Genomic DNA, 25411 nt, shown 5'->3' on the forward strand with positions numbered 1-25411 from the left:
ATATTATGTTGTGTAAGCTGGACCGTGAGTTTTCACAATGGCGGCAAGCAGCACCACCACGTCCTTGACCACGATCAGGTCGCGCTGGGCGATGGCCTGGAAGGCCAGCCGGCCCAGCCCGGGCAGGGTGAAGACATTCTCCACCACCACCGCGCCGGCCATCAGGAAGCCGAACTGCATGCCGACGATGGTGGCGACCGGGATCAGCGCGTTGCGCAGCACGTGGCGGCGCAGCAGCTGACCCTTCGACAGGCCCTTGGCCCGGGCGGTGCGGACATAGTCCTCGCGCATCGTCTCCAGCATGGCGGAGCGGACGATGCGGGCCAGGATCGCCGCCTCGGTCAGCGCCAGGGCCACCGCCGGCAGCACCAGCGCCTGCAGCGCCTGGCCCCAGCCGGCCGACCAGCCGGGGAAGCCGCCGGCGCCGAACCAGCGCAGCTGCAGCGCGAAGGCCCAGATCAGCATGATCCCGACCCAGAAGCTGGGCACGGCGAGGCCGAGCTGGCTGAAGCCCATCACCCCCCAGTCGCCGACCCGGTTGTGCTTCACCGCGGCCAGCATGCCGAGCGGAATGGCCAGGGCGGTCGACAGCAGCAGGGCCAGCAGCGCCAGCGGCGCCGTCACCGCCAGCCGGTCGCCGACCAGCGTCGCCACCGGCATCTTGTAGGTGTAGCTGGTGCCGAAATCGCCGCTCAGCGCGCCGCCGGCCCAGTCGAGGTAGCGGACCGGTGCCGGCTTATCGAGGCCCATCTGGCTGCGCAGGGCGGCCAGCGTGTCCTCGCGCGCCTCGGTGCCCAGCATCAGCAGCGCCGGGTCGCCGGGCAGCACCTCCAGCACCGTGAACACCACCACCGAGGCGGCGAACAGCGTGAACAGCAGCGTCAGCACCCGCCGCGCCAGGAAGCCGATCATCCGGCGTTCCGGGAGAAGGAGCCACCCGTCCTAGTCCCCCCTCTCCTCGCGGGAGGGGGGTAGGGGGAGGGGGTTGCCGAACGAAGAGCGCTGGTGTCGATTGGCTTGCGCTGTGAGGGCTTCAGGTGCCTCCGGGACGAACGGTCCTGGCGGCGCGAACCCCCTCCCCCTGCCCCCCTCCCGCGAGGGGAGGGGGGACTCAAGAAGAGCGGCAGTTCTTTCTTCATTCCGCCCAATAGGCCTTGGTCATGTCGTTGGCGGCGATCGGGCTGTTCTTCCACATGCCCAGCAGCTTGGCGTTGCGCACGCCGGTCTTGGCCAGCTGGAACAGGAACACCGCGGCCTCGTCATCCGACAGGATCTGCTGGGCCTGCTGGTACAGCGCCTTCCGCTGCTCCGGGTCGACCGTGCTGTTCAGCTGCTGGATCACCTGATCGAAGGCCGGGTTGTCGTAGCCGAAATAGTACTTGTCCTTGCCGCGGGCATAGATGTCGATGTCCAGCGCCTCGGTGTGCGAGACGATGGTCATGTCGTAGTCGAAGCCCTTGAACACCTGCTCCAGCCACTGCGCCCATTCCACCGGCACCAGCTCGACCTGGACGCCGATCTCGGCCAGCTGCGCCTGGATGATCTCGCCGCCGCGGCGGGCATAGCCGGGCGGGGGCAGCTTCAGCGTCGCCTTGAAGCCGTTGGGATAGCCGGCCTCGGCCAGGAGGGCCTTGGCCTTGGCCGGGTCGTAGGGATAGGCGCCGGTCAGGTCCTTGTAGGCCGGCTCGTAGGGCGCGAAATGGCTGCCGATCGGGATGCCGTAGCCGAACATGGCGCCGTCGATCAGCGCCTGCCGGTCGATCGCCATGGCCAGCGCCCGGCGCACCTTCACGTCGTCGAAGGGCTTGCGGCGCTGGTTCACCGCCATCACGGTCTCGCCGGCGGTGGTGCCGATCTCCACCGCGAAGCGCGGATCGGCCTTGAACTGGTCCAGCGTCTCGGGCGCCGGCATGTTCGGGAAGGCGTCGATATCGCCCGACATCACCGCGGCCGAGGCCGCCGCCGGGTCGGCGACGAAGCGGAAAACCAGCCGGTTCAGCTTCGGCTTGTCGCCGGCATAGGCGTCGGTGCGCTCCAGCGTGACATGGTCGCCCGGCACCCATTCGACGAATTTGAACGGCCCGGTGCCGATCGGGTGGGTGCCGTTGTCGGCGGCGGTGTTCGGCGCCACGATCAGCGCCGCCGCCTGGCCCAGATGGAACAGGAACAGCCCGTCCGGATGCGACAGGGTGATCACCACCTGGTCGGCCGCCGGGGTGTCGACCGACTTGATCGGCTCGAAGAAGGCCTTCTGCGGGTTGGTCGACTCCGCCGCCCGGGCGCGGTCCAGCGAGAACTTCACCGCCTCGCTGTCGAACTTGGTGCCGTCATGGAAGGTGGTGCCGCGGCGCAGGGTGAAGGTGTAGGTCAGCCCGTCGTCCGACACCTTCCATTCGGTGGCCAGGCCCGGCTGCACCTGGCCGGCCTCGTCGATCCGGGTCAGGCCCTCGAACAGGTTGGCGTAGACCACCTCGGCGATGGCCGCGGCGGCGCCGCCGGTCGGGTCCAGGTTCGGCGGCTCCAGCACCATGCCGATCACGGCCTGCTCCTTGGCGGCCAGCGCCGGCGTCGCGATCAGCCCGACGGCCACAACGGCAGCCGCAAGCAAGCCCCTCATCCCCATCGTCGTCTCCCTGTGCCGGTGGGAACCGAATCCCCCGGCCCTTCGCGTTCGCAGCGGATGATGGCAGCGCCGCCGGGGCGGGTTCAAGGCTTGCCTTGGGCCCCGATGGCTGCTGGACGAAAGGCAAATCGCCTCCTCAGTGTCATGCCCGGGCTTGACCCGGGCATCCAGAGGCTGTCGAGACCTTCTGGATTGCCGGGTCAAGCCCGGCAATGACAGAAGCTATACGGGCCTTTCTTGCCTGATGGCGCCGTATTTCTCCCGCCAGCCCGGGTGCGGCCCCAGGGTCTCCGCGTGCCAGACGCCGCGGGCGATGGCGCGGGCGACGCAGTCGGCGGCGATGGCGCCGATCCGGGCCAGGGCCAGGGCCCGCGCCTCCGGCAGCGTCACGGCGCCGGTGGCCAGGGCGAAGATGGTGTCGCCGTCCATCGGCGTGTGCACCGGGCGGATGGCGCGGGCCAGACCGTCCTGCGCCATGATCGCCAGCCGCTGCGCCTCGGCCTTGGTCAGGGCGGCGTCGACCGCGACGATGCCGATCGTGGTGTTGCCGCCGGCGGTCGGCTCGGGCGCGGCGGGATGGCGGTAGAACTCGGGTTCCGGCGCCGCCGGCCCGGTCGGGCGGTGCGGGCCGCCGAACTCGCCCGCCTGCTCCCACGGCCAGGCCCAGAAGGTGCCGTCCGGCATGGTCACGGCGCCGACCGGGTTGGCGGCGACCAGCGCGCCGATGGTAACGCCGGTCTCGGGATCGAAGGCCGAGGCTGTGCCGAGGCCGCCCTTGCAGGTCGCGGTCTTGGCGCCGGTGCCGGCCCCGGCATTGCCCTGGCGCACCTCCGTCCCCGCGGCGTCGCAGGCGGCCAGCGCCAAAGCGCGATAGGGCGGGGTGTCGCCCCAGCCCTTGTCGCCGCCATTGGCCAGGTCGAACAGGATCGCGGCCGGCACGATCGGCACCCGGATGGTGCCCACCGGGTGCCCCCGGCCCCGCGCCGCCAGCCAGGCGACCACGCCGGATGCCGCCTCCAGCCCATGCACCGAGCCGCCGGACAGCACCAGCGCGTCCACCGCCTCGACCAGGCAGGTCGGGTCCAGCGCGTCGGTGTCGCGGGTGCCGGGACCGCCGCCGCGGACATCGACGGCGGCGGTGCAGCGCATCTCCGGCAGCAGCACGGTCACGCCGGTGCGCGCCGCCATGTCCTCGGCCTGGCCGACCGCCAGGCCGGCGATGTCGGTGATGGAATTGCGCGGGCCCGGGCGGATGGTCATGGCGGTCTCTCGGCGGCAGAGCGGGCAGCAGACAGGACCGGCCGGTCTTGCGTCAACGCCGATCGTGGTTCCCGTCCGGCGACAGCACCCCTATGCTCCTCCGCCATGACCGACCTGCCGCTCATCCGCCTGCAGCCCGGCCGCGACAAGCGCGTCGCCGCCGGCCATCCCTGGATCTTCTCGAACGAGATCGCCATGACGCCAGAGCTGCGCGAGGTGCCGCTGGGCGCTCCGGTGCGGGTCGAGGCGGCCAGCGGCAAGGCCCTGGGCGTCGGCGGCTTCAACCGGCATGCGCTGATCGCCGTGCGCATGCTCGATCGCAGCCCGGACGCGGCGATCGACACCGCCTTCCTGCGCCGGCGCCTGGCCGCGGCCCTGGCGCTGCGCGACACGCTGTTCGACCGGCCCTTCTACCGCCTGGTCCATGCCGAGGCCGACGGGCTGCCGGGGCTGATCATCGACCGCTATGGCGACGTGCTGGTGATGCAGAGCAACACGGCGCTGATGGACCGGCTGGAAGGCCCGCTCTGCGACGCGCTGGAGGAGCTGCTGCGGCCCCGCGCCATCGTGCTGCGCAACGACAGCGCCGTGCGCGGCCTGGAAGGGCTGGCGGAGGAGGTGCGGGTGGCCCGCGGCGCCGTCGACGGCCCGATCGCGGTGGAGGAGAACGGCGCGAAGTTCGAGGCCGATCCCCTCGGCGGTCAGAAGACCGGCTGGTTCTTCGACCAGCGCGACAACCGTGCCTTCGTGGCGAAGCTGGCCCGCGGCCGGCGGCTGCTCGACATCTACACCCACACCGGCGGCTTCGGCATCCAGGCGGCGCTGGCGGGGGCGGAGGCGGTGACGCTGGTCGACCGCTCGGCCCCGTCGCTGGAGTTGGCGGCCAAGGCGGCGGCGGCCAACGGCGTCGCCGACCGGGTCACGACTGCCCGCGGCGAGGCCTTCGCCGAGCTGGAGCGCCGCGGCGGGGAGGGCGAGCGCTGGCCGGTGGTGGTGGTCGACCCGCCGGCCTTCGTGAAGTCGAAGAAGGACCTTGCCGCCGGCGCGCGGGGTTACGCCAAGTTGACTCGCCTGGCGGCGCGGATCACCGAGCGCGGCGGCTTCCTCTGCGCCTTCTCCTGCAGCCATCATGTCGACCCGGCGCTGTTCGCCGAGCAGGTGGCGCGCGGCCTGGTCGATGCCGGGCGGACCGGCCGGATCCTGCGCCAGTCCGGCGCCGGGCCGGACCATCCGGTGCACCCGTTGCTGCCCGAGAGCGCCTATCTGAAGGGCATCGTGCTGCAGCTGGACTGACGGCGGCTGCCTCCTCCACGGGGTTGACAAGCCGGGCCGCTCCCGCTGGTCTAGACCAGCCAAAAGGGGAGGCCCGAGACAATGACCACCATCCTGACCCGCGTCCTGATGACGGGCGCGGCCTTCGTCGCGCTGGCCGGCGCCGCCCGCGCCGAGGACGTGACGCTGACGATCGAGAGCTGGCGCAACGACGACCTGAAGATCTGGCAGGACAAGATCATCCCCGCCTTCGAGTCGACGCATCCCGGCATCAAGCTGAACTTCGCGCCCTCGGCGCCGACCGAGTACAACGCCGCGCTGAACGCCAAGATGGAGGGCGGGGTCGCCGGCGATATCGTCGCCTGCCGCGCCTTCGACGCCTCGCTGGCGCTGTTCCAGAAGGGCCATCTGGCGCCGGTGAACGACCTGAAGGGGATCGACAATTTCACCGCCGATGCGCGGACGGCCTGGAGCACCGATGACGGCCAGACCACCTTCTGCGTCCCGGTCGGCTCGGTCATCGGCGGCTTCATCTACAACAAGACCATCTTCGAGGAGCTGGGCCTGACCCCGCCGAAGACGCAGGCGGAGTTCTTCGCCCTGCTCGACAAGATCAAAGCCAAGGGCGAAGTCGCGGCGCTCGATATCGGCACGGCCGACCAGTGGGAGGCCGCGACCATGGGCTTCCAGACCATCGGCCCGAACCACTGGAAGGGCGAGCCGGGCCGCAAGGCGCTGATCGCCGGCACCGCCAAGTTCACCGACGCCCCCTATGTCGGCGCCTGGGCCGAACTGGCGAAGTGGAAGCCCTATCTGCCGGACGGCTACCAGGCGCAGTCCTACCCGGACAGCCAGAACCTGTTCACGCTCGGCCGCGCCGCGATCTACCCGGCCGGGTCGTGGGAGATCCCGCTGTTCGAGGCCCAGGCCGACTTCCCGCTCGGCGCCTTCCCGCCGCCGGTGGAGAAGGAGGGCGACCCCTGCTTCATCTCCAGCCACACCGATATCGGTTTCGGCATGAACGCCCAGGGCAAGCATCCGGAGGCGGCGCGCGCCTTCCTGGAATGGGTGACCTCGGCCGAGTTCGCGACGATCTACACCAACGCCCTGCCGGGCTATTTCACGCTGTCGACCCACAAGGTCGAGCTGAAGGACCCGCTGGCGGCGGAGTTCCAGGGCTGGAAGGACAAGTGCGGCAGCAACATCCGCCTGGCGCACCAGATCCTGTCGCGCGGCAAGCCCAATGTCGACCAGGCGATCTGGAACGTCTCGGCCCAGGTGCTGAACGGCACCCTGACCGCCGAGCAGGCCGGCGCCAAGGTGCAGGAGACCCTGGACGCCTGGTACAAGCCGCCGGGGAAGTGAGGGCGCAGGGCTGACCGCGATAGGGCCATTGGCATAATATGCCAATGGCCCTATCTTGTCCCTGCAGATGTGTTGAGGAGGACAGCCCGCGATGCCGACCCGCAACGTCGTCGTGACCGACCACCAGGCCGAGCTGATCGAGGGGCTGGTCAAGTCCGGCCGCTACCAGAACGCCAGCGAGGTCCTGCGCGAAGGGCTGCGCCTGGTCGAGCAGCGCGAGCAGGAGGATGCCGCCAGGCTGGAGCGCCTGCGGGCGGCGGTGGATATCGGGCTCGAGGCCGAGAGGCGCGGAGAGGTCACCACATTCGATTCGGTGACAGACCTGCGGCGCCACATGAGGGCCTTGGCCGAGAAGGCAATAGCCGACGCGGAGCGTTGATCGAAGGTGGCGCGTCGACGCTGGCAGGTCAGGCTGACCGTCGAGGCGGAACAGGACGTCGTCTCCATCATCGCTTGGACCAGGCGGACCTTCAGCGCATCGCAGGCTCGCCGCTACAACGAGACGATCATCCGGGCTGCCGCCATTTTGGCAAACGGCCCGTCTGCCCTGGGCAGCGTCGCACGCGACGGAGTCCGGCCGGGCATCCGGACATTGCATATTGCGAGGTCCGGCCGGGCCGGACGCCATCTCCTGGTCTACCGCCAGGCCGGTGACACCCTCATCACGGTGCTGCGCATCTTGCATGATGCGATGGATCTGGCGCAGCACCTCCCCGCAGACGACGATGCTGAATAAGGGAGGCCTCTTTCACGCCCCCACCCGGGCCAGCAGCAGCAGGCGGCGGAAGGGGAACAGCGTGCTGCCGTCGGGCTGCGGCGGATAGGCCTGGGCCAGGCGGGCGGAATAGCTGGCGATGAAGGCGTCCAGCTCCGGCCCCGACAGCGCCGCCATCACCGGCAGCAGCGCCGTGCCGCGCACCCAGTGCAGCACCGGGTTGTCGCCCTTCAGCACATGTAGGTACTCGGTCTCCCAGATGTCCAGTGCGGCGGTGCGCGGCGCCAGCAGGTCGTAATAGGCGGCCGGGGTGCCGACCGGCGGGCGGCGCAGCGGGATCCGGCCGGCCCAGGGCGCCTCCGACGCCAGGGCCCGCATCAGCACATGGCTCGGCGCGTCGTGGTTGCGCGGCATCTGCACCGCCAGCACGCCGCCGGGGGCCAGGAAGGACAGCAGGCGCGGGACCAGCGTGTCATGCCCTTCCACCCACTGCAGCGCGGCGTTGGAGAAGATCACGTCCACCGGCTCGGACGGGGCCCAGTCGGCGATGTCGCCTTCGACCCACTCCAGGTCCGGATGGGTCGCCCGCGCCTCGCGCAGGGCGTTGCGGTCGCGGTCCAGGCCGGTGACCGTCGCCCGCGGCCAGCGCTCGGCCAGCTGCGCCGCCAGCGCGCCGGTGCCGCAGCCGAGATCGACAATCCGCCGCGCCTCGATGTCCGGCAGCCGGGTGATGAGGTCGAGCCCGGGCTGCAGCCGCGGGCCGGCGAATTTCAGCGTGTTCGTCGGATTCCATGTCATGGCGGCCAATCTACCGGAAGATCCGCGTCGCGCGCATCCCCGCACCGATCCGCGGCCGGATCGATTGACTCGGGCGCCGGTCGTGCCTATAACCCGCGACCGTTTTGCGTCCGGAAGGGCGCAGTAGAGCCTATCCGGAGTTCAGACCGTGAAGAGAACCTTTCAGCCCAGCAAGCTGGTGCGCGCGCGCCGCCACGGCTTCCGCGCCCGCATGGCCACCGTCGGCGGCCGCCGCGTGCTGTCCAATCGTCGCGCCAAGGGCCGGAAGCGCCTCTCCGCGTAATCCGGCTCTCGCGCCTGGGTGACCGGATGCGCGTCCGCCTTGACGATCCTTCCCTGATCCGCCTCGGCCGGCTGAAGAAGCGGGCCGAGTTTTTGGCTGTGGCCGGCACGCGCCGCAAATGGGCGCAGCCGGGCGTGATTGTGCAACTGCGCCGCTGGGACCAGGCCGGGACCGACGCCGGGGCGACGGCCGGCTGCGACCTGCGCGTCGGCTACACCGCCAGCCGCAAGGTCGGGAATTCGGTCGCCCGTAACCGGGCGCGCCGGCGCCTGCGCGCCGCGGCCGCCGAGGTGCTGGGCCGCCGGGCGGCGCCGGGTCTCGACCTGGTGCTGATCGCCCGGGGCGAGACCATCACCCGGCCCTTCGCCGACCTCGTTGCCGATCTCGACCGCGCGCTGCAGAAGCTGGGCGCCGTGCGCCCGGCGCCGGAAGCCGCAGGGGCGGAGGCGGGCGGGGCGGCGGCATGAGCCCGCTGGCCCATGTCCTGCGCGCCCTGGTGATCGGCTACCGCTACAGCCTGTCGGCGCTGATCGGACGCCAGTGCCGGTTCGCGCCCACTTGCTCCGCATACGCGATCGAGGCTATTGAGCGGCACGGTGCGATCGCCGGGGGCTGGCTGGCCCTGCGGCGCATTGCGCGTTGCCACCCCTGGGGCGGGTCGGGGTATGACCCCGTGCCCGAGACCCTGACCAAGAATGCCGGTGGATCCGGCCGTGACGCCTGCTGCGGCGCGGCCCGGTCCACCGACAGATAAACGCACGACTGACCGGCCGGCCAGGATTTGGGGCAGGGGCCGGGACCGGAGCCCTGACGCGATGACCGACCAGAAGAACCTGATCCTGGCGATCGCCCTTTCGCTGGCCATCCTTCTCGGCTTCCAGTTCCTGTTCCCGTCGCCGAAGCCCACCACGCCGTCGGGGCAGCAGCAGACCACCGCCCCCGCCGCCACCACCTCGACCGCCTCGCCCCAGGCCCCGACCACGGTCGGCGGGGCGGTCCAGGCGCCGATGGACCGCGCCCAGGCGCTGGCCCAGAGCCAGCGGGTCAAGATCGAGGCGCCGCGCGTGCATGGCTCGATCAACCTGACCGGCGGCCGGATCGACGACGTCACCCTGCGCGACTACCGCGAGACGGTCGATCCGAACAGCCCCGAGATCGTGCTGCTGACGCCGCTGGGCGGCCCCTCGGCCTACTATGCGGATTACGGCTGGGCCCCGGCCGACGTCTCGGTCGTGGTGCCTGGCGCCGGCACGGTGTGGACCGCCGACCGCGAGACGCTGACCCCGGACGCGCCGGTGACGCTGAGCTGGGACAACGGCCAGGGGCTGGTGTTCAAGCGCACCATCTCGATCGACGCGAACTACATGTTCACGGTGGTGCAGAGCGTCGTGAATAACACCGACAAGTCGGTGCAGCTGGCGCCCTACGGCCGGGTGCTGCGCTTCGGCACGCCGGTGACCCAGGGCTACTACGTGCTGCATGAAGGCCCCTACGGCGTGTTCAACGGCACGCTGGAGGAGAAGACCTACAAGGACATCCAGGACGACAAGGCGGTCAAGAACTCGACCACCGGCGGCTGGCTGGGCTTCACCGACAAGTACTGGCTGGCGGCGTTGATCCCGGACCAGGCGGTCAAGGTCGACACCCAGTTCCTGCATCAGTCGGACGGCGAGGGGCGCTATCTGGCGACCTACCAAGCCGACGCCGTGACGGTGGCGCCGGGCCAGACAGTGGACTCGACCGGCCGGCTGTTCGCCGGCGCCAAAGAGGTCGACCTGATCAGCAGCTATGCCGACACGCTGCACATCACCAAGTTCGACTTCGCCATCGATTTCGGCTGGTTCTGGTTCCTGACCAAGCCGTTCTTCAAGATCCTGGCCTGGATCCACAGCGTCGTCGGCAATTTCGGCGTCGCGATCCTGATCTTCACCCTGGCGCTGAAGCTGCTGTTCTACCCGCTGGCGGACAAGTCCTACCGCTCGATGGCGAAGATGAAGGCGCTGCAGCCGGAGATGGTGAAGCTGCGCGAGCGGTATGCCGACGACAAGGCCAAGCAGCAGCAGGAGCTGATGGCGCTATACAAGCGCGAGAAGGTCAACCCGGCGGCCGGCTGCCTGCCGATCCTGATCCAGATCCCGGTGTTCTTCGCCCTCTACAAGGTGCTGCTGGTCACCATCGAGATGCGGCACGCGCCGTTCTTCGGCTGGATGCACGACCTGTCGGCGCCCGACCCGACCACGGTGTTCAACCTGTTCGGCCTGATCCCGTGGACCCCGCCGGCGATGCTGATGATCGGCGCGGCGCCGATCATCATGGGCTTCACCATGTTCATGCAGCAGAAGCTGAACCCAGCGCCGGCCGATCCGGTCCAGGCCAAGGTGTTCATGGCGCTGCCGGTCGTCTTCACCTTCATGCTGGCCCATTTCCCGGTCGGCCTGGTGGTCTACTGGGCGTGGAACAACACGCTGACGATCCTGCAGCAGTGGTCGATCATGAAGCGCATGCATGTGAAGATCTCGGGCGGGGTCGAGGAAGGCGCCGCATCGCCGGTCACCGTGCCGCCCTCGGTCGCCCGCAAGAAGAACGGCAACGGCGACGCCAAGACTCCCGCGGCCCCGAAGGCCCCCGCCACCCGCAAGCCGGCGGGCCGCAAGGGGTGACGCAGGCGCAGGCGACCGGCGCGGACGCGTACGGACCGGAGGCGATCGAGGCGGGGCGGCTGCTGTTCGCGCAGGAATGCCGCTTCACCTGGGGTTCGGCCTCGCTGACCGACCTGCCGCCCGCGGGCCTGCCGGAGATCGCCTTCGCCGGCCGCTCCAATGTCGGCAAGTCCAGCCTGGTCAACGCCCTGACCGGGCGGAAGACCCTGGCCCGCACCAGCCACACCCCGGGCCGCACCCAGCAGCTGAACTTCTTCGACCTCGGCGGCCGGCTGGCGCTGGTCGACCTCCCGGGCTACGGCTACGCCAAGGTGTCGAAGTCGCTGTCGCAGGGCTGGACAGACACGCTGAAGGGCTATCTGCGCGGCCGGGCGACGCTGCGCCGGGCCCTGGTGCTGATCGACGGCCGACACGGCATCAAGGAGTCCGACACCGAGATCCTGAAGCTGCTCGACGACACCGCCGTCGCCACCCAGGTGGTGCTGACCAAGATGGACAAGGTCGGCAAGGGCGAGCGCGAGCGCCGGATCCCGGAGGTCGAGGCGGCGCTGAAGCGCCATCCGGCGGCCTTCCCCAAGGTGATGCTGACCAGCAGCGACAAGGGCGAGGGCATCCCCGAGCTGCGCGCCTTCCTGACCGAGATCGCGAAGAACGGCTGAGCGCGGTTGATCGCGGCGGCGCACTGGGGCATGAGAGGGGCGCCGGCAACCGCTCGCAGGATTCGAGCCCGATGACCAAGCCCTTCGCCGCCCCGCCCAAGCTGCCCGCCGCCTCGCTCGACAAGGCCCAGACCCTGGTCGAGGCGCTGCCCTTCATGCGCCGCTACGCTGGCGCCACCTTCGTCATCAAATACGGCGGCAACGCCATGGGCGACGACTCGCTGACCGAGAGCTTCGCCCGCGACGTCGTGCTGCTGAAGCAGGTCGGCATCAACCCGGTGGTGGTGCATGGCGGTGGCCCGCAGATCGGCGCGATGCTGGAGCGGCTGCAGATCAAGTCGGAATTCGTCGACGGGCTGCGCATCACCGACCGCAACACCGTCGATGTGGTCGAGATGGTGCTGTCCGGCAACATCAACAAGCAGATCGTCTCGGCCATCCAGGCGGTCGGCGGCAAGGCGGTCGGCGTCTCCGGCAAGGATGGCGGCCTGATCTCGGCCCGCAAGCTGCAGCGCACCAAGCGCGACCCGGACAGCAACATCGAGCGCATCCTCGACCTCGGCTTCGTCGGCGAGCCGGCGGCAGTGAACCCGGAGATTCTCGAGGCGTTCGAGGACAGCGACTTCATCCCGGTGATCGCGCCGATCGGCGTCGGCCCGCGCGGCGAGAGCTACAACATCAACGCCGACACCGCGGCCGGCGCCATCGCCGCGGCGCTGAACGCCACCCGCTTCTTCCTGCTGACCGACGTCGCCGGCGTGCTGGACAAGGAGAAGGCGCTGATCCAGGAGCTGCCGCTGGCCCGGGCGCGCGAGCTGATGACCGACGGCACCATCTCCGGCGGCATGATCCCGAAGCTGGAGACCTGCATCTCGGCGGTCGAGCAGGGGGTCGAGGGCGCGGTGATCATGGATGGCCGCGTGCCGCACGCCGTGCTGCTGGAGGTCTTCACCGAAGGCGGCATCGGGACATTGATCCGAGCTTAGGGTCGTAAGAGGCCTCTTCCTTTCTGTCATTGCCGGGCTTGACCCGGCAATCCAGGGGCCACCGGGAGCGGCTCTTGAAAGCCCCTGGATCCTCGGGTCAAGCCCGAGGATGACAATAGAGCAGGGAGGGTGAGGGGCCTGCCGACACCCTACGCCTCCACTCCCACCAGCCCCGCCACCACGTCCAGCAGCACATCGGCGCCGGCGGCCAGTTGCTCCGGCGCGGTGAACTCGGCCGGGTTGTGGCTGATGCCGCCGCGGCTGGGCACGAAGATCATCGCCGAGGGCGCGATCCGGGCGATCATCTGCGCGTCGTGCCCGGCGCCGGAGGTGATGTGCCGCCAGCGATGGCCGCGCCGCTCCGCCGCCTCCGCCACCCGCCGCACCAGTTTGGGGTCGAACCGCACCGGTTCGAACCGGGCCAGCCGCTCGGTCGCGACTGCCACCCCCTCCGCCGCCGCCAGCGTCTCCAGATAGCCGGCCAGCGCCGCCTCGGCCGCCTGCAGCCGGCCCTCGTCCGGGTCGCGCAGGTCGACGGTGAACACGGCGCGAGAGGGGATGACGTTGATCGCGTCCGGCTCCAGCCGAAGCGACCCGACCGTGGCCAGCGTCCCGGCATTGGCCCCGGCCACGCGGTCGCGCAGATGGGCGATGACGCGGGCGGCGGCCAGGCCGGCGTCGCGGCGGGCCGTGATCGGCGTGGTGCCGGCATGGTTGGCGGCGCCGGTGATGGTGACGCGTTGCCAGGAGATGCCCTGCAGCGAATCGACGGCGCCGATCGCCAGCCCCTCCGCCTCCAGCACCGGCCCCTGCTCGATATGCAGCTCCAGGTAGCAGGCCGGGCGGATCGATCCGGGTTCGAGATCGCCGGCATAGCCGATCCGCGCCAGCTCCGCGCCCAGCACCGCGCCGTCGGTGCCGATCGTGGCCAGGGCCGTTTCCAGGTCCAGCCCGCCGGCATGGACCAGCGACCCCATCATGTCAGGCTGGAACCGCACGCCTTCCTCATTGGCGAAGGCGGCGACCGCGACGGGGCGTGACGGCGGCGCGCCGGCATCCCGCAGCGCCTCCACCACTGCCAGCCCGGCGAGGACGCCATAGCAGCCGTCATAGATCCCGGTGTCGATCACCGTGTCGATATGCGACCCGATCATCACCGGGTCGGCGCCGCCCGCCGCCGGCCACAGGCCGAAGATGTTGCCGATGCGGTCGACCCGCACCTCCAGCCCGGCCTCGCGCATCCAGCCCGCCAGCAGGTCGCGGCCGGCGCGGTCGGCATCGCTCAGGGCCAGCCGCGTCGGCCCGCCGGACGGGCCGCGGCCGATGGCGCCCAGGCGCTGCAGCCGGTCGATCAGGCGGGCATGGTCGAGGACAGGGGCGGTCATGGCGGATCCCGGGCCGTTGCCGCGGCAGCATATCGCCTGCTCGGCTCGATCGGTTTGCATATCGCGCGTCGCCGCGCAAAGCCTTTGCGCCGGCGATCAGCCCGCGATCTGCAGATGCAGATGGTCGTCATGCCGGGCGGCGCGGCAGCCCTGGAAGCGTAGCAGCGGCGAGGACAGGCCGAGGCGGCGGACCAGATGCGGCTCCAGCAGGATCTTCTCCAGCCCGAAGCGCGGTCCCTCGGCCAGCAGCCAAGCGAGCGCCACCCGGGTCCGCTCCGGCTCCAGCGGCCGGTCGGGGTACAGCCCTTGCAGGACGCTCATGTCCCAGCGCAGCGTCAGCCAGCGCGGTTCGGCGCAGGGCTGCGGGTCGTCCGGCCCCGGCTGCTCGAACGCCCAGTAGCCGATCGGCGATCGCAGCAGGCCCGGCCGATAGGCGCCGTCGGGATCGGCGTAGAAGAAGGCGAGGTCCAGCTTGCGGCCGTCGTCATGCGACAGGTGCGGCGCCAGCGGCATCCCGTCGAGGAACGGGAAATTCGCGTCCAGATACAGCGTGACCGTGCCGGGGTTGGCCTGGTCCATGGCCGCGACCAGGGCGTCGAGCAGCAGCACCACGCGCGGATCGACATAGTTGCGGTTCAGCAGGCAGTACAGCGGGCTGCCGGCGGCGACCGGGCGGCCGGGCTCGGCGCGGCAGGGCAGGGGCACCCGGCCGGCCAGTGCCGCCAGGGGCGGCACGACGGCCAGGGTCGCGGCGGCGTAGAGCACGGCGAAGATCGCCGGCACCGCGAGGCCGTGCCGGCCGCCCTTCGGCACCAAGGCCCGGCCCAGCAGCCAAGCCAGGATCAGCACGGCGCCGCCGATCTGGGTCAGCACCGTCAGGGCCAGGACGGCCAGCAGGAAGGCCAGGCGCCGCATGCGATGCCCCGCGATTCGGATCACGACCGTGCCAGCGTAGCGGCTCGCACGGCAAAGGTCGCCGCCGGCTTCCGGTGCGGCGCCGCATCCTCTAGGGTCTCTTCGACTTCCCTGAACGCCAGCACCGAGGACCGCCACGATGGCCGATACCATCACCTATCTGACCACCACCCGCTTCGGATCGGGCGCGGTCGACCTGCTGCCGCAGGAGCTGGCGGAACTCGGCATCGGCAAGCCGCTGCTGGTCACCGATCCGGGCATCGCCCGGCTGCCGCTGCTCGACCGGGTGCGCCGGATGCTGCCGGCCGAGCATGCGGTCTTCACCGAGACGCCGGGCAACCCGACCGAGGTGGCGGTCGATGCGTCCTTCGATGTCTTCCGGCACGCCGCCTGCGACGGGCTGGTCGCGCTCGGCGGCGGCTCGGCCATGGACCTGGCCAAGGCGGTGGCCCTGCGCGCCACCCATGCCGGGCAGCTGGCCGAATACGCGCTGATCGAGGGCGGCGCCGGCCGCATCGGCCCGGTGGCGCCGCTGGTGGCGATCCCGACCACGGCCGGCACCGGCAGCGAGGTCGGGCGCGGCGCCCTGATCACCCTGCGCGACGGCCGCAAGCTGGCGCTGATCAGCCCGCATCTGATCCCGGGCCGCGCCATCTGCGACCCCGAGCTGACGCTGGGCCTGCCGCCGCTGCTGACCGCCGCCACCGGCATGGACGCGCTGACCCATTGCATCGAGACCTTCCTGTCGCCCCGGTACAACCCGCCGGCCGACGCCATTGCGCTGGACGGCGTCGGCCGGGCCATGACCTTCCTGCCGCGGGCGGTGGCCGATGGCGGCGACCTCGAAGCCCGCAGCGAGATGATGATGGCCGCGCTGCAGGGCGGGCTGACCTTCCAGAAGGGGCTGGGCGCCGTGCACGGCCTGTCGCACGCGCTGGGCGCCATCCCCGACCCGGTGCTGCATCACGGCACGCTGAACGCCGTGATCCTGCCGGCGGTGCTGCGCTTCAATGCGCCGGCCGCGGCATCCAAATATCCCCGGCTGGCCTTGGCGATGGGGCTGGCGGCCGAGGCCGACCTGGCCGCCGCGATTGAGGATCTCAATGCCCGGCTCGGCCTGCCGAAGAGCCTGCGGCAGATGGGGGTGACCGAGGCGCATCGAGACCGTGTCGTCGCCGGGGCGCTGAAGGACCATTCCACCGCCAGCAACGCCCGCCCCGTCACCCAGGCGGATTACGAGGCTTTGTTCGACGCAGCGCTGGGCTGAAGCAGGCTCCCGGCCGCTCAGAGGAGCGCGCGGCGCTCATCGGATAGGCAATTTCGCGCCGCGCTCATCGGCTGGGCAAAAAATTTCGGGGGGGTGGGAACCTCCCCTTTTGCGAGGCGTTCTACGATTGCACGTCCGCATCGTGCATGAACCTCCCTGTTCAACTCGGGCCGGCCATGGGGTCGGCCCGTTTCTTTTCGGGATCCCGCAGCCCACCCCATTCGGGGCGTAGATCGCGCCGGCCCGGCCTGCTACCCAGGCGCGGGGATAATCCGACGTCACGGCGAGGGTGGGATGGCGCGCGCGAGGTTGCGGGACCTGGGTCTGTCGATCGGCACGCTGCCGCCCGGCCCGAAGAACGGCATCACCGATGTGCCCGGCGTCATGGTCGGCCAGGTCACCCTGGTCGAGGAATCACCGCACATCATCCGCACCGGCATCACCGCCATCGTGCCGCAGGACGGCGAGATCTGGCGCCGCAACCTGTTCGCCGCGGGCCATGTGCTGAACGGCAACAGCGAGGTCACCGGCCTGACCTGGATCAACGAGTTCGGCCTGCTGTGCGGCCCGCTGTCGCTGACCGGCACCTTCTCGATCGGCGCGGTGCATGAGGGTATGGTCGACGCCGAGGTGACGCTGGCCACCGGCGCCGACTTCAAGATGCCGCTGGTGTCCGAGACCTATGACGGCTGGCTGTCCGAGAGCGAAAATTTCGTGCTGCGGCCGCACCATGCGATGGAGGCGCTGCGCCGCGCCACCGCCGACCCGGTGGCGGAGGGCTGCGCCGGCGGCGGCACCGGCACCAACGCGCATGAATTCAAGGCCGGCACCGGCACCGCGTCCCGTGTCGTCGACCAGGGCGGCGAGAGCTGGACGGTCGGCATCCTGGTGCAGACCAATTACGGCGATCGCGACCGTCTGCTGCTGGACGGCGTGCCGGTCGGCCGCGAGATCCCGGTCACCGACGTGCCCAGCTGCTTCGCCCAGCGCCGGGTCGAAGGCTCGATCCTGGTCGTGGTCGCCACCGATGCGCCCCTGTTCCCGCACCAGCTGAAGCGGCTGGCGCAGCGCGCCGGCCTGGGCCTGGCGCGCTGCGGCGGGCTGGGCTGGCCGGGCAGCGGCGACGTGTTCATCGCCTTCTCCACCGGCAACGACCTCGGCCAGGCCACCGATACCAGCCGGGCGCGGCCCTTCGAGAACCTGCGCATGCTGCCGGATTTCGCGCTGCAGCCGCTGATGGCGGCGGTGGTGGAGGGGACGGAGGAGGCGATCTGGAACTCGCTCTGCGCCGCCGAGACCACGCAGGGCCGCAACGGCCGGGTCAGCCATGCCCTGCCGATCGAGCGGCTGCCGGAGATCATGCGCCGCTACGGACGCACTTGACGCGGCCGGCGCGCGGGATTCTTGTGGCGGCATCGACCGCCGCCAGTCGGAGCCCCATGCGCCGATCCGTCACCGCCCTGTTCCTCGCCTTCGCCGCGGCCGTGCCGCTCGCCGCCCATGCCGCCGGCAGCGGCCAGCCGGTGCCGCGATTCGTGTCGCTGCGGTCGGACGAGGTGAACCTGCGCACCGGCCCGGGCGAGCGCTATCCGGTCGAATGGGTGGTCAGCAAGAAGGGCCTGCCGGTCGAGGTGATCGCCGAATTCGACACCTGGCGTCGGGTGCGAGACTGGGAGGGGATCGAGGGCTGGGTCCACCAGGCCCTGCTGACCCGCCGGCGCACCTTGGTGGTGACCGGCAAGGAGGACCAGCCGATCTACAACGAGCCCAGCGAGGGCTCGGGCCTGATGGCGAAGGCGGAACCTGGGGTGCTGGGGTCGCTGCTGCGCTGCCCGGGCGACGGGGCGCAGGCCGACTGGTGCTATGTCGACCTCAAAGGCTATCGCGGCTGGATGCGCCGTGCCTCCTTCTGGGGCGCCTATCCGGGCGAGAAGGTGGAGTAGGCCGGAAGTCCTGCCTTTCGTTCGCCACAACCCGGGTGCCAAGATCGGGGCTCACGGCCGCCTCACCGACGGGGCGGCTTCCGTCACGATGAACGGACCCCAGGAATGCGCCTTTTTCGGATTCTTCCGGCGCTGCTGATGCTGAGCGCCGGCCTCGCCGCCTGCCAGGACGGCGGCTACGATCAGCCCCAGGCCTCGAACGAGCCGGTCTACCAGATCTACCCCAATCCGGACGACCTGAGCTCCCCGCCCGTCTACGTGCCGGCCAGCCAGCTCAACGCCTATTACAACGGCGAGGGCGCACAGTCGGCGGCGGGTGGCTACTACGACGATTCGCAGCAGCAGGCCTATCAGCAGGAGATGATGCGCCAGCAGCAGCAGCGGGCGCAGCAGGAGCAGCAGCAGTGGTTCCAGCAGAATTACGGGCAATGAGGAGGAGTGCGGAGGGCGTTGCGGTGCGCTCACCGCCGATCCGGGAACCGGTTTGATTCCCAACGAAAAAGCCCCGCCTTGCGGCGGGGCTCTTCGCATTCAGGGTCGTGGTGCCGGGATCAGAGGTTGCTCTCGACCCACTGCGACAGCGCGCTCTTCGGCACGGCGCCGATCTTGGTGGCGGCGACCTGGCCGTCCCTGAACAGCATCAGGGTCGGGATGCCGCGGACGCCGTACTTCGCCGGGGTCAGCGGATTGTCGTCGATGTTCAGCTTGACGATGCTGACCTTGCCGCCCAGCTCGGAAGCGATCTCTTCCAGCGAGGGGCCGATCATCTTGCAGGGGCCGCACCATTCGGCCCAGAAGTCCACCAGGACGGGACCCGAGGCCTTCAGGACATCGGTTTCGAAGCTGGTATCCGAGACGGGCTTCGTGCTCATGGGAATTCCTTGCTTAGGGGCGGGACGCCACCTCACCACGTGGAGATAGGGTAGGGAGGAGAACGGAACAAGGTCAAGCCGATGCGCCCGGGGCATGCCGGTCCAGCGTTGCGGGCGGGAGTTCCATCAGTCTCGGACCCTCGGTCCACAGCAGCGCGCAGCGCACTGTCCGGCCTGGATAAACCAGCCGCAGCGCGGCGCGATAGGCGGCCATCTGCACCAGATAGGCGCGCGGCACCGACTCGATGCTCACCGGCGGCGGGCGGTTGGTCTTGTAGTCCACGACCAGCACCGACTCGGGGGTGACCACCAGCCGGTCGATCTGTCCGGACAGGGCGCGGCCCTCGACCAGGCCGACCACCGGCACCTCGGCCCGGCTGCCGGGGCCGAACAGCGGCTCGAAGCCGGGCTGGTCCAGCACCGCTAGGGTGGTGGCCACGATCTCGGCCTGTTCGGCTTCGTCGCGGCCATGCTGCGGCCGGGCCAGGTAGCGCCGCGCCGCCGCCTCGCGCGCCTCGGGTGGCAGCTCGGGCAGCGCCTGCAGCAAAGCGTGGATCAGGGCGCCGCGGCGGAACCGGCCCTGGTCGCTGCCCTCCAGCGGCGACCTGGCCGGCGGCTCGGCCTCCGGCCGCGACGGGGTCAGCGGCCGGGTCGGGTCCGGCTCCGGCGGCGGCGGCCGGTGCAGCCAGTCGGGCGGCGGAGCCCCGGCCGCCGCTTCCGGCGCGACGGCCTCGGGCCCCGCGACCCGGTCGGCCTGGGGCCGGTGCAGGCGCAGGCCCTCGCCCTCGACCCCGTCGATCGCCACCGTCACGGCGTCGGGCAGCGTCGCCAGCCCGTCGCGGACGAGGTGGTACCAGCAGCCATCGGCCGGCTTGCCGCGCTCGGTGGCGTAATGGCCCAGCAGGTACAGCCGGTCCTCGGCCCGGGTCAGGGCGACATACAGCAGGCGGCGGTACTCCTGGTCGCGGCGGCGGTCGGCGCGCTCCATCGCCTCGCGATACACCGGCGGCCGGTCGGTGGCGCGCGGCGCCCACAGCGGCACGGGCAAGGCTTCGTCCGGCCACAGGATCTTCTCCCCGGCCCGGGCGCCGCCGCGCGGCATGCCGACCAGGTCGGGCAGGATCACGATCGGCGCCTGCAGGCCCTTGGAGCCGTGCACGGTCATGATCCGCACCTGGCCGCCGCCCTGCTCCTGCTCGCGCTTGACCTCGGTGGTGCCGGTCTCCAGCCAGTGCAGGAAGCGCTGCAGCGACGGCGGCAGCTGCCGTTCGAACCCCAGGGCGAGCGCCAGGAACTCGTCCAGCGGGTCCTCGGCCTCCGGCCCCAGCCGGCCCAGCATGGCGCGGCGGCCGGAGACGGCGTCGCCCGGGCAGGGCCGCGCCAGCACGGCGGAGAACAGCTCGAACGGCGCCTGGAAGTCGACCCGGTCCAGGATCTCCGCCAGCCACGCCCGCGCCGCCTTCACCGCCGGGTCGACCGACGCCGCCATGGCGGCCCACAGCGTGCCGCGCCGGCCATGGGCCAGGGCGAACAGCCGGTCGTCGTCGAAGCCGACCAGCGGGCCCTTCAGCAGCTCGGCCAGGGACAAATCATCCTCCGGCAGCAGCAGGAAGCGGGCCAGGGCCATCAGGTCCATCACCGCCAGCTGCTCGGTCAGCACCATCCGGTCCATGCCGCCGACCGGGACGTCGGCCGCCTTCAACGCCCGCATCAGCTCGACGAAGAAGCGGTTGCGGGTGCGCACCAGGATCAGCACGTCGCCGGGCCGGATCGGCCGGCCCTGGGACTCCAGGATCGTGCCGTCGCGCAGCCAGCTGGCGATGCGGGCCGCGATCAGCCGGGCCAGCCGGGCGCCGGGGTCGCTGATGCCGCGCTGCTCGGTCGGCGGCTCCCAGGCCGGCGGCTCGTCGCTCTCGCTGGGGCCCAAGAGCGGCCACAGCTCGACCAGCCCGCCATGCAGCCGCCGCCGCTCCGACACGAAGTGGCGCGGCGGCTCCGGCGCCACCCCGTCCAGCGCCGGGCCGCAGGCGAAGACGGCGTCGACCAGCTCCAGCACCGCGGAGACGGAGCGGAACGACGTCTCCAGCGGGATGGTGTGGAACGGCCGCTCGGCCTCGCGGCTGCGACGGTCGAACAGGCCATGCACCCGGCTGAACTCGGCGGGGTCGGCGCCCTGGAAGCTGAAGATCGACTGTTTCTCGTCGCCGACGACGAAGACGGTGCGGTCGACATCCTCGCGGGCGCCCAGCCCGGCGAAGAACTCCGCGGTCAGGGCCTGGACCACGCGCCACTGCTCCGGGCTGGTGTCCTGCGCCTCATCGATCAGCACGTGGTCGATGCCGCCGTCCAGCTTGAACAGCACCCAGGCGGACTTGCCCGGCCGCTCCAGCAGGTCGCCGGCCTGCAGGATCAGGTCGTCATAGTCCAGCAGCGCCCGCCGCGCCTTCTCCGCCCGGTAGCGCTCGATCAGCGCCGCGCCCAGGGTCAGCAGGGCGGCGGTGGCGTCGGCGGTCTCGGCGGCGCGCAGCCGCTCGGTCAGCGCCAGGATGCGGTCCGCCTCGGCCATCAGCGCGTCCAGCACGCCGGGCATGGCGGCGACGGCCTTGGTCGCCAGCGTCTTGTAGACCGTGCCCTCCTTGGTCAGGAAGGCGCGCAGGTACTCGCCCCAGCGCCCGACGCGGCCGTCCGCATTCTCCAGCCAGTTGGCGATGGCGGTGCCGCGATCCTGGTCCTTGGTCGCGCTGCTGTTCAGCAGGGCATAGGCGGCGGCGCGCACGGCATCGCAGTTCAGGGCCGAATCGGCGCAGGCGTCGCGCAGCAGGCTGTCGGCGGTGGCGTCCTCGGGCAGCTCCAGCAGGGCGCGGATCTCGGCGACGAGCGGGTCCAGCCCGCCATGCGCGTCCAGCAGGCGGGTCAGCTGGCCGCGCTCGGCCACCAGGGCGCGCACGATCTCGCCGAACTCGTCGGCGCCGACCGAGGCGGCGACCCGGTCGACCGCCCAGCCCAGCCCGTCATCCGCCAGCACCTGGCGGCGCACCCGCTCCAGCATCTCGGCGGCGCTGCGGTCGTCGATCAGCTCGAATTGCGGCGGCAGCCCGGCCTCGACCGGGAAGCGGCGCAGCAGCGACTGGCAGAAGCTGTGCACGGTCTGGATGCGCATGCCGCCCGGCACGTCCAGCACCCGGGCGAACAGCCGCCGCGCCTCGGTCTGCACCGCGGTGCTCGGCGGGGTGCCCATCAGGTCGTCGAGCGCCAGCTGCAGCCTGTCGTCCGGCATGGTCGCCCAGCGCGCCAGGGTGGCGGCGATGCGGTTGGCCATCTCGGCCGCGGCGGCGCGGGTGAAGGTGATGCACAGGATGCGGTCGGGCGGCGTGCCGGCCAGCATCAGCCGCAGCACCCGGTCGGTCAGCACCTTGGTCTTGCCCGTGCCGGCCGAGGCGCCGACCCAGACCGAATGCTGCGGGTCGGAGGCGCGGCGCTGCGTCGCCGTCGGATCGGGGCGGATCGCGCTCATCCCTCGCCGCCCCCCGCCGACCATTCCTTGACCCGGGCCAGATGGGCGTAGTCGGAGAAGCGGGGCGCCAGGCCGCGCGGCTGGGACAGATAGGGCGTCTCCGGCAGGTCGAAGCGGGCGATCAGCCCCATCAGCCCGGCCAGCGCCTGGTCGGCCAGGGCGGCGAAATCGCCCTCGGCCGGCTTCACCGGCTTGATCTCGCCGGGCGTCGCGGCGCCGGACAGGCGCCAATGCTCCAGCCCGGCCACCGGCACGCCGGCGGGCACGCCGGGGAAGCCGCCGTCGCGGATCATCATCGCCTCCAGCGGCAATTGCGGCTGGTGCCCGGCCAGGATCTGCTCGTTCGACGGCACCACGCCGGTCTTGTAGTCGACCACCACCAGCCCGTCCGGCCCCTGGTCGATCCGGTCGGCGACGCCGGACAGGGCGAAGTCCCCGCCCGGGGCGGGCAGGGTGACCAGCCCCTTCTGCTCGGTCAGGATCGCCCGGCGGCCGGCAGCGCGCAGCCGGCTTTCGGTCTCGACGAACCAGGCGGCGATGCGGGCGAAGCGCGGCCACCAGAAGGTGCGGATGTCCGGCCCCGGCGGCAGCTTCGCGAACTCGGCCCGGCCCAGCGCCAGCAGCCGGTCCAGCGCATCCGGCGGCAGCGCGTCGGGATGGCCCTGGACGAAGCCGGCCAGGGCGGCGTGGATCGCCGTGCCGCGCTCCGACGCGCCGGGCTCGGCCTCGATCGGGTCCAGCGGCTCCAGCCCCAGCACCATGCGGGCGTAGATGGCGTAGGGGTCCTGCATCCAGACCGAGATCTGGGTCACCGACAGGCGCCGCGGCCGCGCCTCGACCGGCGGCTTCGGCCGCGGCGGCGCCACCGGCCGCACCGCCTCCGGCTCGTCGATGTGGCGGGCCAAGGCGCGCCAGTCGCGCGCCGGCGGGGTCAGGGCCAGCCCGGCGCCGTCCAGCACCGCCTGCAGCCGCAGCAGCCAGCGCGACGGCACGGTCGGCGTGCCCTCCACCTTCTCCGCCCGGGTCAGATAGACCTCGGCCCCGGCGGCGGCCTGGGCGAAGTCGTTGGCGGCCAGGCCGATGCGCCGCTCCGGCGCCGGCAGGCCGAATTGCCGCCGCATCGGCCGCGACAGCCAGGGATCGGCGGCCGGCACGCCCGGCCAGGTGCCCTCGTTCAGCCCGCCCAGCACGATGCGGTCGAACCGCGCCATGCGGGCCTCGACCGGGCCCAGGATCGCCAGCCGCGGGTGCCGGCCCCAGCGCGGCCGCACCACCGCCCCATCCATCATCGCCTCGAACAGGCCGGGCCAGTCCGGGCCGGGGGTGGCCGGGAAGCCGTCGAAGCCGGCCAGCAGCTCGTCCACCAGGGCCTGCGCCGCCTCGCCATCCTCGGCCCGCCACAGCCGGGCGGGGCCGGGCTCGGCATCGGTCGCGGCCAGGGCCTCGGCGCAGGCGATGTGCCGCCGCAGCAGCTCGGCCGGGGACTGGCCGTCGTCGCGCACCGCTTCGATGAAGGGGCCCAGGATGCCGCCGACCTTGTCCAGCCAGGCGGCCAGCGCCGGGCCGCCACCGCTGGCCGCCAGCGCGGCCTGCAGCCCGGCGATGCCAAGCTCCGGCGCCGGGCCGCGCAGCACCTCGCGCTCCAGCCGGCGCAGCGCCTCGCGGAACAGGCCGATCGGCTCGCCGCCCGCCGCCAGCGGATGCTTCAGCAGTGCCAGCACCGACAGGGGCGAGGCGTCGCGGAAGGCGACGTCGCCGACCAGCCGCAGATAGGCGCCGACCGGGGTGTCGGCCAGCGGCCGGCCGGCCGAATCGTCCACCGCCACCTGCCAGCGGGTCAGGTCGGCCGCCACCCGGCGGGCAAGGTCGCGGTCCGGCGTCACCAGCGCGGCGGTGCGGCCCGGACTCTCCAGCACCTCGCGCAGCAGCAGGGCGATGACGCCCGCCTCCTCCTGCGCCGTGGCGCAGTCGATCCGGGTCAGGCCGGCCAGTGCGGCGGCATCGAGGCCGGCCGGGTGGCGCCAGGCATCGGTGGTGGCGGCCGGGCGCATCACCTCCCGCAGCAGCACGGTGCGGTCCGGCCCGGCGGCCGCGGGGGCCGGGGCGGGCCAGTCGGCGACCAGCGCCCGGTCGACGCCCAGCCCTTCCAGCATCCGCTTCAGCGGCTGCTGCGGGTGGCCGTCATCAAGCTGGTCCCAGCTCTCGCCATCCATGCCCCGGTCCAGCCCGGGCAGCACCAGCGCGCCCTGTGGCAGCGTGGCGACCACGCGCAGCAGCCCGATCTCGGCCGGGTTGGTGCCCAAGAGGCCGGCGGCGATCACCGGGTCGGCCGGCGGCGCGGCGGTCCAGGCCTCGGCCTGGGCCCGGGTCAGCCGGGCGCGCCATTCGGCCGGGTCGAGCGCGTCGAGCTCGCGCAGCATCTCCGGCCAATGGGTGGTGACGATGCGCAGGAACTCCAGCGTCTCCTGCCAATGCTCGGCCAGCTCCTCCGGCACCAGCCCGTCCAGCCGGTCGAAGCCCAGCCCCTCGGCCTGCACCTCGTCCAGCAGCCGGGCCAGCGCCGCCGCCAGATGCATCGCCTGGTCGGCGCCGATCTCCTGGTCCCGGCGGGCCAGGACCAACATGGCCAGCAGGATCTGGCGTCGCCGCGGCTCGATCGCGGACGGCAGGGCCAGGGCCTCGGCCACCGCCGGGGCATCGCCGGCCGCCAGGCCCAGCGCGTCGGCATCGATGTCGCCGACCGGCAGCAGCCGGGGCAGCAGGAGGGGTTTCCCCTCCGCCGCGCGCAGAAAAGCGTCGCGCAGGGTGGTGCCGGCCCGGCGGCTGGGCAGCAGCACGGTCATGGCGCCCAGCGCCAGCGGGTCGCCCGCGGCCTGCTGGCCCGGGCGGCGGGC

Annotated in this window: 23 protein-coding genes; 14 read left to right on the top strand and 9 right to left on the bottom strand. The window is 71.7% G+C overall.

From position 1 onward, the window contains the following. Positions 1-3 precede the first annotated feature (3 nt). The 3 genes from ABDW35_RS07580 to ABDW35_RS07590 form a co-directional block, all read right to left on the bottom strand. The gene (locus ABDW35_RS07580; protein WP_343713244.1) at positions 4-912 is read right to left on the bottom strand and encodes an ABC transporter permease; all 909 of its coding nucleotides are present in this window, start codon (positions 910-912) and stop codon (positions 4-6) included. Positions 913-1135: 223 nt separating this feature from the next. Then, positions 1136-2617, bottom strand: coding sequence for an ABC transporter substrate-binding protein (locus ABDW35_RS07585; RefSeq protein ID WP_343713245.1), 1482 nt, complete (start codon positions 2615-2617; stop codon positions 1136-1138). A gap of 228 nt (positions 2618-2845) precedes the next feature. Further along, a complete protein-coding gene (locus tag ABDW35_RS07590) occupies positions 2846-3883 on the bottom strand; it encodes a P1 family peptidase (protein WP_343713246.1) in 1038 nt (345 codons plus the stop codon). A gap of 105 nt (positions 3884-3988) precedes the next feature. On the opposite strand from ABDW35_RS07590, the gene ABDW35_RS07595 reads away from it, so the two are divergent. The 4 genes from ABDW35_RS07595 (at position 3989) to ABDW35_RS07610 (ending at position 7256) form a co-directional block, all read left to right on the top strand. After that, positions 3989-5176 (top strand): class I SAM-dependent rRNA methyltransferase, encoded by a 1188-nt coding sequence (locus ABDW35_RS07595; protein ID WP_343713247.1) that lies wholly within the window; start codon positions 3989-3991, stop codon positions 5174-5176. An 81-nt stretch (positions 5177-5257) separates the two neighbouring features. Continuing rightward, a complete protein-coding gene (locus ABDW35_RS07600; RefSeq protein ID WP_343713248.1) occupies positions 5258-6520 on the top strand; it encodes an ABC transporter substrate-binding protein in 1263 nt (420 codons plus the stop codon). A gap of 91 nt (positions 6521-6611) precedes the next feature. Continuing rightward, the gene (locus ABDW35_RS07605; protein WP_343713249.1) at positions 6612-6899 is read left to right on the top strand and encodes a type II toxin-antitoxin system ParD family antitoxin; all 288 of its coding nucleotides are present in this window, start codon (positions 6612-6614) and stop codon (positions 6897-6899) included. Positions 6900-6905: 6 nt separating this feature from the next. Then, complete coding sequence (locus ABDW35_RS07610; protein ID WP_343713250.1) at positions 6906-7256, top strand: type II toxin-antitoxin system RelE/ParE family toxin; 351 nt, start codon at positions 6906-6908, stop codon at positions 7254-7256. Positions 7257-7268: 12 nt separating this feature from the next. On the opposite strand, the gene ABDW35_RS07615 is transcribed toward ABDW35_RS07610, so the two are convergent. Next, positions 7269-8033, bottom strand: coding sequence for a methyltransferase domain-containing protein (locus ABDW35_RS07615; protein ID WP_343713251.1), 765 nt, complete (start codon positions 8031-8033; stop codon positions 7269-7271). Between the two features lie 148 nt (positions 8034-8181). Here ABDW35_RS07615 and rpmH point away from each other — a divergent pair, with 148 nt between their 5' ends. The 6 genes from rpmH to argB all read left to right on the top strand — a co-directional run bounded on the left by rpmH (position 8182) and on the right by argB (position 12621). Further along, positions 8182-8316: a 50S ribosomal protein L34 gene (gene rpmH, locus ABDW35_RS07620; protein ID WP_138887974.1), complete on the top strand. Its 135-nt coding sequence runs from the start codon at positions 8182-8184 to the stop codon at positions 8314-8316. A 26-nt stretch (positions 8317-8342) separates the two neighbouring features. Further along, on the top strand, positions 8343-8783 hold the full coding sequence (gene rnpA, locus ABDW35_RS07625; protein ID WP_343713252.1) for a ribonuclease P protein component: 441 nt from the start codon (positions 8343-8345) through the stop codon (positions 8781-8783). After that, positions 8780-9070 carry a membrane protein insertion efficiency factor YidD gene (gene yidD / locus ABDW35_RS07630; protein WP_343713253.1) on the top strand — a complete coding sequence of 97 codons (291 nt, stop codon included), beginning with the start codon at positions 8780-8782 and terminating at the stop codon, positions 9068-9070. Before rnpA ends, yidD begins: the two co-directional genes overlap by 4 nt. 61 nt (positions 9071-9131) lie before the next feature. After that, positions 9132-10976 (top strand): membrane protein insertase YidC, encoded by a 1845-nt coding sequence (gene yidC / locus ABDW35_RS07635; RefSeq protein WP_343713254.1) that lies wholly within the window; start codon positions 9132-9134, stop codon positions 10974-10976. After that, positions 10973-11635, top strand: coding sequence for a ribosome biogenesis GTP-binding protein YihA/YsxC (gene yihA, locus ABDW35_RS07640; protein WP_343713255.1), 663 nt, complete (start codon positions 10973-10975; stop codon positions 11633-11635). The genes yidC and yihA overlap by 4 nt, the downstream gene beginning before the upstream one ends. A 71-nt stretch (positions 11636-11706) precedes the next feature. Then, on the top strand, positions 11707-12621 hold the full coding sequence (gene argB, locus ABDW35_RS07645; protein WP_343713256.1) for an acetylglutamate kinase: 915 nt from the start codon (positions 11707-11709) through the stop codon (positions 12619-12621). 149 nt (positions 12622-12770) lie between these two features. Here argB and ABDW35_RS07650 read toward each other — a convergent pair whose 3' ends face one another. Further along, positions 12771-14006, bottom strand: coding sequence for a Zn-dependent hydrolase (locus ABDW35_RS07650; protein ID WP_343713257.1), 1236 nt, complete (start codon positions 14004-14006; stop codon positions 12771-12773). A 96-nt stretch (positions 14007-14102) separates the two neighbouring features. Then, on the bottom strand, positions 14103-14921 hold the full coding sequence (locus ABDW35_RS07655; RefSeq protein WP_343713258.1) for a hypothetical protein: 819 nt from the start codon (positions 14919-14921) through the stop codon (positions 14103-14105). Positions 14922-15060: 139 nt separating this feature from the next. Here ABDW35_RS07655 and ABDW35_RS07660 point away from each other — a divergent pair, with 139 nt between their 5' ends. The 4 genes from ABDW35_RS07660 to ABDW35_RS07675 all read left to right on the top strand — a co-directional run bounded on the left by ABDW35_RS07660 (position 15061) and on the right by ABDW35_RS07675 (position 18563). Then, on the top strand, positions 15061-16188 hold the full coding sequence (locus ABDW35_RS07660; protein ID WP_343713259.1) for an iron-containing alcohol dehydrogenase: 1128 nt from the start codon (positions 15061-15063) through the stop codon (positions 16186-16188). Positions 16189-16482: 294 nt separating this feature from the next. After that, entirely contained in the window at positions 16483-17571 is a 1089-nt protein-coding gene (locus ABDW35_RS07665) for a P1 family peptidase (RefSeq protein WP_343713260.1), read from the top strand. Positions 17572-17627: 56 nt separating this feature from the next. Next, positions 17628-18131: an SH3 domain-containing protein gene (locus ABDW35_RS07670; RefSeq protein ID WP_343713261.1), complete on the top strand. Its 504-nt coding sequence runs from the start codon at positions 17628-17630 to the stop codon at positions 18129-18131. A gap of 105 nt (positions 18132-18236) precedes the next feature. Beyond that, entirely contained in the window at positions 18237-18563 is a 327-nt protein-coding gene (locus tag ABDW35_RS07675) for a hypothetical protein (protein WP_343713262.1), read from the top strand. A gap of 119 nt (positions 18564-18682) precedes the next feature. Here the strand turns inward: ABDW35_RS07675 and trxA are convergent, their stop codons facing one another. The 3 genes from trxA to addB form a co-directional block, all read right to left on the bottom strand. Continuing rightward, the gene (gene trxA / locus ABDW35_RS07680; protein ID WP_343713263.1) at positions 18683-19003 is read right to left on the bottom strand and encodes a thioredoxin TrxA; all 321 of its coding nucleotides are present in this window, start codon (positions 19001-19003) and stop codon (positions 18683-18685) included. 73 nt (positions 19004-19076) lie between these two features. Continuing rightward, complete coding sequence (gene addA, locus ABDW35_RS07685) at positions 19077-22517, bottom strand: double-strand break repair helicase AddA (RefSeq protein WP_343713264.1); 3441 nt, start codon at positions 22515-22517, stop codon at positions 19077-19079. Next, the coding region (gene addB / locus ABDW35_RS07690; protein WP_343713265.1) for a double-strand break repair protein AddB at positions 22514-25411 on the bottom strand (2898 nt) is incomplete at its 5' end. The genes addB and addA, both read right to left, overlap by 4 nt.

It is taken from the genome of Inquilinus sp., assembly GCF_039594555.1.
Classification (GTDB): Bacteria; Pseudomonadota; Alphaproteobacteria; order DSM-16000; family Inquilinaceae; genus Inquilinus.